Source organism: Flavobacteriales bacterium, from assembly GCA_020635395.1.
In the GTDB taxonomy this organism is placed as follows: domain Bacteria; phylum Bacteroidota; class Bacteroidia; order NS11-12g; family UBA9320; genus UBA987.
Genome location: JACJZV010000001.1, coordinates 328,104 through 340,700, shown reverse-complemented (window position 1 = coordinate 340,700; position 12,597 = coordinate 328,104). Strand labels below are relative to the sequence as shown.

Sequence of the window (12,597 nt, the reverse complement as noted above, 5' to 3'; positions counted from 1 at the left end):
TTAAAACACTGGGTTATATTTGTTGCTTTGCCACTTAAAAGGAATATTCAATGAAAATAACAATCGCACATTTCATATTAACTTTTCTTCTTGGCTCGGCCATTTTTGGTTGCAACTCATCTTCAAAAAATATGAACACAATGAACGATAAAGACCCAACCTCAAACCAACCCGCAGAAGACACCACCCCAAGAGTAACAGGAATTGGCGGTATTTTCTTTTTTTCCGATGACCCTGAAAAATCGAAAGAATGGTATGCCAAGAATCTTGGTCTTGCCACCAGCGAATACGGCTCGAGCTTTGAGTTTAGAAATGCCCACCGCCCAGAGGAAATAAACTATTTGCAATGGAGTCCATTCAAAACCGGAAACGCCTATTTTCAACCTTCCAAAAAGGAGTTTATGATAAACTACCGTGTACATAATTTGGAAGGCTTGATTGAAAAACTAAAAGCCAATGGGGTAACTATCGTTGACGAAATGGAAACCTACGACTACGGAAAGTTCATTCACATTATGGACAACGAAGGCAACAAAATTGAGCTTTGGGAACCCGTTGACAGCGTTTTTACTGCAATGGGCGGAAAGACAACGAAGTAGTAGATGGAAATGAAAAAAGCCAAACTGATACTTCTTTTGGTTTTGATTGCCTCAAGCAATTGCTTTGCTCAATTATGGGACACCCGATTTTGTGATGATTGTTTAAAAAACAAGAACATTGATTTGCTGATGCATAAAGATTCCATCAAAAATTTGTATTTGGTTGATGATTCGGGAATTGTTGTTCGCAAGACGGATACTATAAATCTTTTTGATTCACTCTATTCCGACTATTTATACAATGTTTTTCAAGAAGCAGGTTTGATTTACCCGAATGTCAAAAGTTATTTGCTTTATGACTCTTGTATTTACAAAGGTTTATGGTTTATCCTTAGTTTTTACAAAGACCGGTTAATAGAAATAAATCTATATTCAACCAATTATTACTATTCACATGTTCTTAGGAATATTACTCTTGGATATAAATCCAATTCGCGAGTTGGAGGTTATTCTGGAAAATGGGATTCTTTATCTCATTCACCTTGGATGGTTTATGGGTACAAGATTCAATCTTATTATTTTCGCGGTTCTACCCGAAAAGTATATTGTAGTTATTACGAAAACATCTCGACGTGTACAGGGAATTTAATGTTTGAAAACGAAAAGCTTCTATCAAAAATGCCTCATTGGTGTGGAACCTGCAATGGCAACCGTACTTGGGAAGTTTATGAGAAATACCTGAACAAACTGGTTCGCAAAAAATATGGAAAAGAGAAAAAAGTGGTTTCCAATTTACCTGTCAATACGCCGATAGCAGCTCCGGAAATAAATTGGTAAAATAAGAGAACAAAGGGTCGAAATGAGTTTGGTAATGCATTATTCCTCGTTTAACTATATATCAAATTGATTTCCGATAATTCTTGTCCAATTTTATGAATTCCGGATAGAATTTTTTCGGTTTGGGTGCTGGATGGTTTTTTGTGCCCTTGAACGTATTGAGACAATAAAGTGGGGTTCATTCCAATCTTTTCGGCCAAAAATTTTGAATTCAACACTTTGTAATATTGAAAAAACTGTTTGAAATCAATTTCAAATTTTAGATTTTCATGAGTCAATTCAACTGCTTTTTCATCAAAATAAAAATTGCATGCTTCAAGTGCATTTTCAAATAGTTCTGCAACCGTTTTACCCGTAGTAAATATTGGGTAATCTCGGCAAAAGGCCGAAAATCCGGTGTCCGTTTTTTCAACTATCAAGCATATTTTTTTGTCTTTCATTTTATTCTTTTACTTTATACCTGCATCCTTTTTAATTTTGTTTTCCATTCCTTTTCCAAGTTCTTGGCTTCCATGATTTGGAAATATTAAAACGTTTGGTTTTGTATCGTGCTTCAATTTAACATGCGAACCTTTTTGAGAAATTGGATACCATCCATCTTTTATCAAAAGTCTGTATAGCTCGGAACATTTCATTTTTAACACAATGGCTCAACAAAAGTAAATAATTATTTACTTTAAGGGGAAATATTTATTCAAAAATTCGATTAGTAATGACATAAAAAAACTGTTGTCAAACCTCCAAAATCCTCTTTCCTTTCACGCTTATTTCTGAGCCTTCGGCCAGCATAACGGAGATCGGGTTTAGGTGGTTCAAAAATTGAAATTGTTTTCCATACACCAACCCAAAGTCAACATGTATGGCATAATCCATCACGTCATACACCTTCCATTTTGGATGTGTCACCTCATATTCGTTGGTTTTTTGGTTGTTCACTTTGGCGTATCCCCAATAGTGTTCGGTTATAAATTCGGTTTCGCTGTCGGGTTCTATTTCTAAAGAATTTGAACGAGATTTTACCAAAATGGAATTTTCAAAACCTTGTTTAGTCCAACTGTATTTTATTGTGTTTCCCGTTTCAGCTTCTTGCCAAACATGGCTCATGGGCAGGGTTTCGTAGTTTTCGTTGTAAACGGTGTTTGCCACAAAAGTCAGTGCCCTTTTCGGAACAATTTCTTTGATAAATACCACACCTCGTTTCCAGATTCCGTTATCAAATCGTTTTACATAAAACCGAAGATTAACTTCTTCAAAATATACATGAAACGGAATTTTGATGCCTAAAAGTCTGGTGTTTTGAAACATGAAACCCACCAAACTGACGTAACACTTGTCATTCCACAAATCCAATTTGGTTCCGGCATGATATAATCTAACAGCACGTTGGCATCCACCACATAGTTGGCAATGGCCAATTTTCTCCATTCTGCTTTTAAAAAGGTCATTGGTATTTCGTGTTTATGGGTTCTTCATTTTCCGAATTACCTCTCAATTCTCCAATCAAAATATAAACGAATATGGAAAAACATACCAAAAAGATTAACCCTATAATTGACAGTACCACAATATGGTCTATCCTCTGCCCTTTTGCTTCGGCATTGTAATCTTGGAGGCTGAGGTATGTTTGGTTCTTGTCTTCGAGTTCATAAACCGGTATTTGATGGTAGCCAATCGTTTTACCAAAGAAATCAAGCGGAATTTCTTTGGTCAATTTCGTTTGATATTGCTTTTTGGAAACAAAAAGTGTCAGCGTATCTCCAGTTTTTACATTGTTGACATAATCTTGGGCGTTGCAAGCAGAATATCGTGCTTCATCCATTTTAAAAGAGAAAGTTGGATACGATTTTAGTTCCATTTTAATATATGCACCTGCTCTCAATCTTGTGATTTTCGCTTCATTTACAATCACTTCCTTTATTTCCTGCAACTCATTGTAATTCATTTGTTTGTCGGTTGTAATCATTGAATAAATCAGATACAATAACAGTAACCCAGCCATCAGAGAAAACCCACCAAAGAAGAATAATAACTTTTTGTCATACCACCGCTGCTCCTTTACTTCATCTCTTGGTATTCCGGCAGTAAGTATTTTTTTTGCATATTCATAATTATAATGAACCGAGGAAGAAATTTTAAACTTATGCTTTTTTGTATAGATTATCAGGTTTTTCCACTCTATGTTATCCGAACTTTCCTCTACTTCTGCCCAACTAACTCGCTCGCTATAGGCTATGGTTATGATTGTAAAGCCAAAAATATGCTTCACTTCAATTCTGTCTTCAAAAAAGTAAGTGTTTCGAAGAAAGTAGATTCCGAGCAATGCAGAAATTCCTAAAATACTGAACAAACTGCCTAAAAATACAATAAAGATTTGTGGGTAAGATTCGAAAATATTTTTTAAAAACACATCATAACCAATGTAGGTAAAGGTAACACCTCCGACTAACTGAATTATTACGAAGAAAATTGAAGTGGTAACATGAGCCTCGGCTTTTAACAGAGGTCTATGCTTTTGTTCCAAAATTTGTTTTTCCCGAATAGAATAATGAGAAGGGTTTCGATATTTTCTTTGTTGAGGCAATTCGTGCAAATATAATCGAGAGTCCCGTTTTAAATTGCCAATTATTTCATAACAAAATACATTTTTAGACCCACTTCGGTTTGGATTTTTGCAATTTATCATTCATTATTGGTTTGGAAAAATGTATTTTTGGAGTCATTATTGGTTTGGAAAAATGTATTTTCAAAGAAATATCGAAACAGAATTGCTTGAATGGAAGGGGCAAAATAATCGAAAACCCATTCTATTGCGTGGTGCACGACAAGTTGGAAAATCTTCTGTGGTACGCCACTTTGCACAGAATTTTGACCATTTTATTGAGGTTAATTTTGATGAAAACGCGGATTTGTGCAAACTATTTTCTGGCACACAAAACCCCATAGAAATATGTGAGCAATTGTCTTTACTCACAAAAACTCCGATTGAAGAAGGGAACACCCTCCTTTTTTTTGATGAAATTCAATCCTGTTTACCTGCCATTTCCTCTCTACGCTATTTTTATGAAAAATTGCCCAATTTGCACCTCATTGCTGCAGGTTCGCTTTTGGAATTTGCATTGGCAGAGCTGCCATCTTTTGGGGTGGGCAGGATTTCGTAGTTTTCGTTGTAAACGGTGTTTGCCACAAAAGTCAATGCCCTTTTCGGAACAATTTCTTTGATAAATACCACACCTCGTTTCCAAATTCCGTTATCAAATCGTTTTACATAAAACCGAAGATTAACCTCTTCAAAATGCACATGAAACGGAATTTTGATGCCTAAAAGTCTGGTGTTTTGAAACATGAAACCCACCAAACTGACGTAACACTTGCCATTCCACAAATCCAATTCGGTTCCGGCAGGAATATAATCCAATAGCACGTTGGCATCCACCACGTAGTTGGCAATGGCCAATTTTCTCCATTCTGCTTTTAAAAAGGTCATTGGTTATGGCAATTCTTACTTACTTCAACATCGAATCATTTACCGGAAAGGTATATCGGGCACAGTAAGTCTGCCCATCTATCAGCTCGGTAATCCAGATTGTATCTTTATCAAAATAGGCTTCATACACGGGCAGCAGGCTATCGTTTTTGGATTGGTAGAGTTCTAAATACGGTTGATCTATCCATGGTTCGCCCATTGAATTAAATCCCCAAATCGAATCATACACAACCGTGTCTCCTCGCAGCACTTCAACCAAGGTTCCAAAGTGATTTTTTACAAATAAATCGGCACCTGACTGATTTGCCAGAACATACTGACCCATACATCCACCTTCCATTATTACATCATCTCCGTCTCCACCACATAAAGTAAGACATGATGTGTTTACCAAAGTGAGAAGAACAAAAAATAGAATTGATTTTTCAACTTTCATCTCGCTTATATAATTTTTCGAAAATACACAATTTGTGACACCTACTGAAAGTGGTTTCAAGAATTTATTCCGTATATAAATTTCCCCCTATCTTCGAGCCATGAAAAAATTGGCATTCGTTTTATGTTTTTTTATAGCCACACAGGCCGTTGCTCAACAGTTCAATCATTACATCGCCGACCCTGACGGGCGGGTGCGAGAGCATCAGTTGGATATAACCCACATGGCCGTAAATGTGAAGTTTGAACCCGAAAAAGGAATGGTTCACGGAGTGGTAACACATACCTTCGTCCCGCTTCGCAAAACGGTTGATTCTGTTTTTTGGGATGCCCCAAAAATTGCCATAAAATCCGCCAAATTGGTTGGCGACAAAACCATTGACTTAAAGTTTAAAACGACTGACGATGGTGTGATTACCTATTTTGCATCTCCTTTGAAATGGGATGCAACCTATATGTTGCAATTTGAATACGATGCCACTCCCCAAAAAGGAATTTATTTTATCGGCTGGAATTCACCCAAAATAACCGACCCCAGAAATCAAACCCGACAACAGATTTGGACACAGGGCCAGGGCATTGACAACCGCCACTGGATACCGATGTACGACAACATGAACGACAAGTTTACCACCGAAACAATTGTTTCGTTCAACTCAGAGTTCAAGGTACTTTCTAACGGTCAAAAACTCAGCGAAAAGAAGAATAAAGACAACACCACAACTTGGCATTACAAAATGCAAAAACCTCATGCCGGATATTTGCTAATGTTGGCTATAGACCGTTTTGCAGTAAAAGAAACAAAAACCAAAAATGGCACACCAATTCAGTTTTGGTATTATCCCGAACATCCCGAAAAATTGGAACTTAGCAGCCTTTACAGTGAAAAAATAATTGAGTTTTTGGAAGACGAAACCGGATTTGCCTACCCTTGGGGAAGTTACAGCCAAGTGATGGTTCAGGATTTTATGTATGGTGCCATGGAAAACACTTCGGCCACCATTTTTGGCGATTTTTTTAATGTGGACGAATACAGTTTTAACGACCGAAGTTATGTTTCGGTAAATGCCCACGAAGCCACCCACCAGTGGTTTGGCGATTTGGTGACAGCCCGCTCCAACACCGGAACATGGCTTCAAGAAAGCTTTGCCACCTATTATGCCAAATTGTTTATGGGTAGCATTTACGGTCCGGACGAATATCGTTGGGAAATGAGAGGCGAGGTAAACAGTGCATTAAATGCGTCAAAATCAGACAATTTCCCAATTGCTCATGCACATTCGGGTTCGGCAAGAGTGTATCCAAAAGGCAGCACGGTGCTGCACATGCTTCGGTATGTGTTGGGCGATGAAGAATACAAACGTGTAATTAATTACTACCTTCAAAAACATGGTTTTGGCAATGTGGAAACCAATGATTTGGTGCAGGCCATACAAGATGTATTAGGGATGAATTTGGATTGGTTTTTTGATCAATGGCTTTACAGAGGTGGGGAGCCACACTACCAAGTTTCCTATCAAAACTATGGGCAAAAAACAGTAATGACCATTGAGCAAATTCAACAACAAGACATGACCACAGGTTTATTTAAAATGCCCATAAAATGTGGGGTTTATTTTACCGACGGAACATTTATCGAAAAAACAGAATGGATTGAAAATCAAACGGAAAGCATTGTTTTTGAACATGATAATGGCAAACAAATAGCCTACGTTTTATTTGACATAAACAGCGAAATTTTAAAACAAGTTACTTTTAAAAAATCGGCAGAGGAGCTGATTGAGCAATTGAAAAATGCAAAAAACATGATTGACCGATACGATGCTCTATTGGGTCTGGCAGAGGTAGATATCGAAACAAAACGCTCGGCTTTGCAGGAGACTTTCCAAAAGGAAACGTTTTATGCCATGCAATCTGAAATTGTAAAACAACTGTTGAACGATGCAAAAAGTAACTCTTTTTTGATAAGTAATTTACCAAAAGCCGACGTGCGGGTAAAGAGAACTTTATTACAAAATGTGGAGAACGTTGAGACTTATAGAACCATCATTGAATCTTCACTCAGCGACAAATCATACATCAATATAGAAAAAGCCTTGCAACTACTCTGCGAAACAAACAGTAAAAACAAAGATGCCTATTTTGACAGAACAAAGGCTATTCTTGGTCAATCGCATAATATTCGAATCACATGGTTGGCCTATAAAATTGACCAACTAAAATCGGATTCGGCTGAAATGATGAACGACAAAACGAGCAATTATTACACGTATTTGAATGAGCTGTCTTCATATACCACCAATTTGTATGAGTTTAGAACTCGCACAAATGCCATGAATGTTATCAAAAAATTCAACTACCTGAGTGCCGAATCTATTGAGGGAATGTTGGATGCAGCCACCAGTAAAAATGGCAGATTGGCCTCTCCTGCCTCTGAGGTTTTGAGATGGTATAGTCAGCAATATGCAATAAAAAACACCATTCAGACCGTATTTGAGCAGAGCCAATTGAGCGATGAACAAAAGGAAAAACTGCGAAAAGCAAAACTGGTGGAGTAGTTTTGGTTGGAGTATTGAGGAATTTTGACTGAAGTCTGAAATCTTCTGTCTAATATCTCATGCCCATACCAAAGAAAAAACCTCTAAATTCGCAGCAAATTTTAAAAACTACATTTTTTTTACATGTCATATCTATTTACATCCGAGTCGGTTTCTGAAGGGCATCCCGACAAAGTTTCTGACCAAATTTCAGATGCATTAATTGACCATTTTTTGGCTTTCGACCCAAGCTCGAAAGTAGCATGCGAAACATTGGTAACTACTGGTTTGGTAGTGCTTGCCGGAGAGGTAAAAACGTCTATTTACCTTGATGTTCAATCTATTGCCAGAGAGGTGATAAAAAAAATCGGATACACCAAAGCCGATTATATGTTTGAAGCCCATAGCTGTGGCATCGTTTCTGCCATTCACGAACAATCGTCCGACATTAATCAAGGCGTTGAACGCGTTTCGGGTAATGATTTTGAGGCAAGAGCCAATGCACAAGGTGCCGGCGATCAGGGTATGATGTTTGGCTATGCCACCAGAGAAACCGACAACTACATGCCACTTGCATTGGATTTGTCGCACAAAATTTTGATGGAACTGGCCAATATGCGTAGAGAAAATAAAGACATTACGTATTTAAGACCCGACTCAAAATCGCAGGTAACTATTGAATATTCTGACGATAATAAACCCGTGAGAATAGATACCATCGTAATTTCGACACAACACGATGATTTTGCGGAAGATGAAATCATGCTGAACAAAATAAAATCAGACATGATTAATTTGGTTATTCCTCGAGTGAAAGCTCAGCTTAAACCTGAAATTCAAGCGTTGTTCAACGACCAAATTCAATACTACATCAACCCAACAGGAAAATTTGTAATTGGTGGCCCACACGGAGATACCGGCCTAACCGGAAGAAAAATTATTGTGGACACCTACGGTGGAAAAGGTGCCCATGGTGGTGGTGCCTTTTCTGGAAAAGACCCTTCAAAAGTGGATCGCTCGGCAGCTTATGCCACCCGACATATTGCCAAAAACTTGGTGGCAGCCGGTGTGTGCGACGAAGTGTTGGTGCAAGTTAGTTATGCTATCGGTGTAGCCAAACCGTGCGGCATTTTTGTAAACACTTACGGTACTGCTAAAGTGAACATGACCGATGGAGAAATTGCCAAAAAGGTGGAGCAAATTTTTGATATGCGACCCTATGCCATCGAAGAACGATTAAAACTTAGAACACCTATTTATTCTGAATCTGCTGCCTATGGCCACATGGGTAGAGAATCGAGAATTGTAAAAAAAGTGTTTGAAAACGCCGGACAACGCACCGAGGTTGAAGTAGAATTGTTTACCTGGGAAAAACTTGATTACGTTGACAAGGTAAAAGCAAGTTTTAATTTGTAATAACTTAATTTTTTAACTTTTATGTGCGGAATAGTTGCCTACATCGGTCCCAATGCAGCATATCCTTTTTTGATAAAAGGCCTTCAGCGGCTTGAATACAGAGGATATGATAGTGCCGGAATTGCCTTGGTTAAAGACGGAATGCACGTTTATAAACAAAAAGGTAAGGTGCAGGATTTGGTAGATATGACCAAATCCATCGACCAGTCGGCAACCTTAGGTATGGGACATACGCGTTGGGCAACTCACGGTGAGCCAAATCAAGTAAACGCCCATCCTCACGTAAGCCAAAGTGGCAAATTGGCCGTAATTCACAACGGAATTATTGAAAACTATGCCACCTTAAAAGAAGCCCTGTTAAAGCGTGGCCACACCTTTGAAAGTGAAACCGACACTGAGGTTCTGATTCATCTAATTGAAGACATCAAAGAACACGAAAAGGTGGATTTGTTAGAGGCGGTTCGATTGGCTTTGAATGAAGTTGTGGGTGCTTATGCCATCGTGATAGTTAGCAACGACAGCCCAAACACATTGATTGGTGCCAGAAAAGGTAGCCCAATGGTGGTGGGTATTGGCAAAGCAAATTCCGAATTTTTTATTGCCAGCGATGCCACTCCGATTGTTGAATATACCCGCGATGTTATTTATCTTGAAGACAACGAAATAGCCCATATTCAGGGTAATGACCTTAAAATAAAAACCATTCAAAATGTTGAAACAACCCCTTATATCCAAAAACTTGAGGTAACACTCGAAGCGATTGAAAAAGGTGGTTTTGAGCATTTTATGCTAAAAGAAATATACGAGCAGCCCAAATCAATCTACGACAGTATGCGTGGCCGTTTCGACAAAAACAGTTTGCGATTTGCCATGCGTAGCTTGCACGAATACGAGTCGAAAATCAAGAATTTAAAGCGAATAATCATTGTAGGTTGTGGCACCAGCTGGCATGCAGGTTTGGTAGGTGAATACCTGATTGAGGAATTTGCACGACTTCCTGTGGAGGTGGAATACGCCTCCGAGTTTAGATACCGCGACCCGATTATTACAGCAGATGATTTGGTAATAGCCATTAGTCAATCAGGCGAAACCGCAGACACGCTGGCAGCCTTGGAGTTGGCAAAAAAAGCCGGAGCTACCATTTATGGTATTTGCAATGTGGTTGGTTCGTCTATTCCAAGACTTACTGATGCCGGAGCCTATACACACGCAGGCCCCGAAATTGGGGTGGCATCCACAAAAGCCTTTACAGCTCAGGTTACTGTTTTAACCTTAATTGCATTGGGTATAGCCGACATACGCGGAAAAATTTCAAAAGAGCGTTTGCGAGAAATGTTCACAGAACTTGATACACTTCCCGAAAAAGTTGAGCAAGTTCTAAAATCATGTTCGGACAAAGTATTAGAAATTTCTCGACGATATAAAGACGTAAACAATTTTCTTTATCTGGGTAGAGGTGTAAACTTTCCTGTGGCATTAGAAGGTGCTCTTAAATTAAAGGAAATCAGCTACATTCATGCCGAAGGATACCCAGCTGCCGAAATGAAACATGGCCCCATTGCTCTTATAGACGAAAATATGCCCGTTGTAGTAATTGCCCCAAAAAGAGGTTACTACGAAAAGGTTTTGAGCAACATTCAAGAGGTTAAAGCCCGAAAAGGAAACATCATTTCTATTGTTACTGAAGGCGATGACAAAGTGAAAGAAATATCCGATTACAGTATCGAAATACCTGACACAGAAGACACTCTGGTACCCATTTTGGCCACCATTCCGCTGCAATTGTTATCCTACCATATTGCCGTAATGCGTGGTTGCAATGTTGATCAACCAAGAAATTTGGCCAAATCGGTAACGGTCGAATAATATCTGTTTCTTTGCCAATTTCAACATACTAATTTGAACAATAAGTTGTTGTTAATAGTGAATCGGGAATCAAAAAATTCATTGCCAAAAATGTATGTTGAGTAAAATAAAAAAGCATCTGAAATGGATTGTTGCCGCCGCCATTTTAATAACAATCTTCATCGTTTACAGTGATTTTCAGGTAAAAGCGTTGGCAAAAAATCGCATTTTTGATGAGGTTGAACAATTGCCCGAAAGTAAATCAGCTTTGGTGTTGGGCACCTCGCCTACCCTCAAAAGTGGCAAGCCAAATTGGTATTTTACCTACCGAATAAATGCCACCGTAAAACTTTACAAATCAGGAAAAGTAAAATACATTGTAGTGAGTGGCGACAATAGCCGAAAGGACTATGACGAGTCAACCGCCATGAAAGACTCTCTAATATCAAGAGGTATTCCTGCCGAAGTTATTTTCATTGATTACGCCGGGTTTAGAACCCTCGATAGCGTTGTGCGAATGAAAGAAATTTTTGGGCAAGATGGCTTTATTATTGTCTCTCAAAAATTTCACAATCAAAGAGCGGTTTATTTGGCACGAAAAAAAGGCATTGATGCCTATGGCCTCAATGCAAAAGACATAACAAGTGTGTATGGCTTGCGGGTTCATGCACGAGAAAAACTGGCCCGAGTAAAAGCCGTGTTGGACATCGTTTTTAACAAAAAACCTCATTTTTTGGGAGATAAAATTGAACTGAAATAATGCGACCTTATTTAATAATTCTCGTTTCCATTTTGAGCTTAGCCTTTGTCTGTGACGAAAGTTTTAAATCAAAACAAATGCGTTATAGCCGAGTAAAAAAAGCATTTGAGTCAAAAGAAATTCTTGTTAAAACTAAAATAGGTCTGGCACGGATACATCAAGACAGTTTTGATATATATGTAAGAATTTTTAAGCGTGAAGGAGTGCTTGAGGCCTGGGGCAAAAACATAAACGAGGACACTTATCGGCTAATAGAATCCTACAATTTTTGCAGCAATGTTGGGATTCCTGGACCCAAACGAAAAAAAGGTGATTTGCAGATTCCTGAAGGATTTTATCAAATCTCACGATTTAACCCCGAGAGCAACTACCATCTGTCGGTAAAGGTAAACTACCCAAACAAAGCAGACAGCATAAAAGGTGAAAGGGAAAATCTTGGAGGAGATATATATATTCATGGAGGTTGTGAAACAGTGGGCTGTATTCCCATTACAGACTCATGTATTGAAGAATTATATCTGATGCTCGTTTTGGCAAAAAATAGCGGTCAAAATTTAATACCTGTGCATATTTTCCCAACTCGTTTAAATTATTCAAACATGGTTCTTTTAAAAACACAATTTCCTCAAACAGATTTGCATGCCTTTTGGGAAAGTCTAAAACCAGTGTATGAACATTTTGAACAAAAAGGCGAATTGTTAGATGTAATAATTAATCCTGATGGCAATTATAACATTCACTAAT

13 protein-coding genes and 1 pseudogene are annotated in these 12,597 nt (G+C 38.3%); 8 read left to right on the top strand and 6 right to left on the bottom strand.

What is annotated here, in order from left to right; genetic code table 11:
* The first annotated feature begins 131 nt into the window (after positions 1-131).
* On the top strand, positions 132-599 hold the full coding sequence (locus tag H6607_01460) for a VOC family protein (GenBank protein ID MCB9261027.1): 468 nt from the start codon (positions 132-134) through the stop codon (positions 597-599).
* A gap of 9 nt (positions 600-608) precedes the next feature.
* Positions 609-1,376 carry a hypothetical protein gene (locus H6607_01455; GenBank protein ID MCB9261026.1) on the top strand — a complete coding sequence of 256 codons (768 nt, stop codon included), beginning with the start codon at positions 609-611 and terminating at the stop codon, positions 1,374-1,376.
* A gap of 50 nt (positions 1,377-1,426) precedes the next feature.
* On the opposite strand, the gene H6607_01450 is transcribed toward H6607_01455, so the two are convergent.
* The 4 genes and pseudogenes from H6607_01450 to H6607_01435 form a co-directional block, all read right to left on the bottom strand.
* Complete coding sequence (locus tag H6607_01450; protein ID MCB9261025.1) at positions 1,427-1,816, bottom strand: type II toxin-antitoxin system HicB family antitoxin; 390 nt, start codon at positions 1,814-1,816, stop codon at positions 1,427-1,429.
* A 9-nt stretch (positions 1,817-1,825) separates the two neighbouring features.
* Positions 1,826-2,011 (bottom strand): type II toxin-antitoxin system HicA family toxin, encoded by a 186-nt coding sequence (locus tag H6607_01445; protein MCB9261024.1) that lies wholly within the window; start codon positions 2,009-2,011, stop codon positions 1,826-1,828.
* A gap of 97 nt (positions 2,012-2,108) precedes the next feature.
* Positions 2,109-2,821 (bottom strand): annotated as a pseudogene (locus H6607_01440) (DUF2071 domain-containing protein).
* Positions 2,818-3,957 carry a hypothetical protein gene (locus tag H6607_01435; GenBank protein MCB9261023.1) on the bottom strand — a complete coding sequence of 380 codons (1,140 nt, stop codon included), beginning with the start codon at positions 3,955-3,957 and terminating at the stop codon, positions 2,818-2,820. Before H6607_01435 ends, H6607_01440 begins: the two are co-directional and overlap by 4 nt.
* Positions 3,958-4,078: 121 nt before the next feature.
* On the opposite strand from H6607_01435, the gene H6607_01430 reads away from it, so the two are divergent.
* A complete protein-coding gene (locus tag H6607_01430) occupies positions 4,079-4,534 on the top strand; it encodes an AAA family ATPase (GenBank protein MCB9261022.1) in 456 nt (151 codons plus the stop codon).
* Here H6607_01430 and H6607_01425 read toward each other — a convergent pair.
* Positions 4,435-4,860 carry a DUF2071 domain-containing protein gene (locus H6607_01425; protein MCB9261021.1) on the bottom strand — a complete coding sequence of 142 codons (426 nt, stop codon included), beginning with the start codon at positions 4,858-4,860 and terminating at the stop codon, positions 4,435-4,437. The two genes, H6607_01430 and H6607_01425, sit on opposite strands and share 100 nt — an antisense overlap.
* Positions 4,861-4,879: 19 nt before the next feature.
* The gene (locus tag H6607_01420; protein MCB9261020.1) at positions 4,880-5,296 is read right to left on the bottom strand and encodes a hypothetical protein; all 417 of its coding nucleotides are present in this window, start codon (positions 5,294-5,296) and stop codon (positions 4,880-4,882) included.
* A 100-nt stretch (positions 5,297-5,396) separates the two neighbouring features.
* Here H6607_01420 and H6607_01415 point away from each other — a divergent pair, with 100 nt between their 5' ends.
* From H6607_01415 to H6607_01395, 5 genes are all read left to right on the top strand, one after another.
* Positions 5,397-7,853, top strand: coding sequence for a M1 family metallopeptidase (locus H6607_01415; GenBank protein MCB9261019.1), 2,457 nt, complete (start codon positions 5,397-5,399; stop codon positions 7,851-7,853).
* Positions 7,854-7,976: 123 nt separating this feature from the next.
* The gene (locus H6607_01410; GenBank protein MCB9261018.1) at positions 7,977-9,248 is read left to right on the top strand and encodes a methionine adenosyltransferase; all 1,272 of its coding nucleotides are present in this window, start codon (positions 7,977-7,979) and stop codon (positions 9,246-9,248) included.
* A gap of 21 nt (positions 9,249-9,269) precedes the next feature.
* Positions 9,270-11,114 carry a glutamine--fructose-6-phosphate transaminase (isomerizing) gene (gene glmS, locus H6607_01405; GenBank protein MCB9261017.1) on the top strand — a complete coding sequence of 615 codons (1,845 nt, stop codon included), beginning with the start codon at positions 9,270-9,272 and terminating at the stop codon, positions 11,112-11,114.
* 106 nt (positions 11,115-11,220) lie between these two features.
* Positions 11,221-11,853: a YdcF family protein gene (locus H6607_01400; GenBank protein MCB9261016.1), complete on the top strand. Its 633-nt coding sequence runs from the start codon at positions 11,221-11,223 to the stop codon at positions 11,851-11,853.
* On the top strand, positions 11,853-12,596 hold the full coding sequence (locus tag H6607_01395; protein ID MCB9261015.1) for a hypothetical protein: 744 nt from the start codon (positions 11,853-11,855) through the stop codon (positions 12,594-12,596). Before H6607_01400 ends, H6607_01395 begins: the two co-directional genes overlap by 1 nt.
* Position 12,597 lies beyond the last annotated feature (1 nt).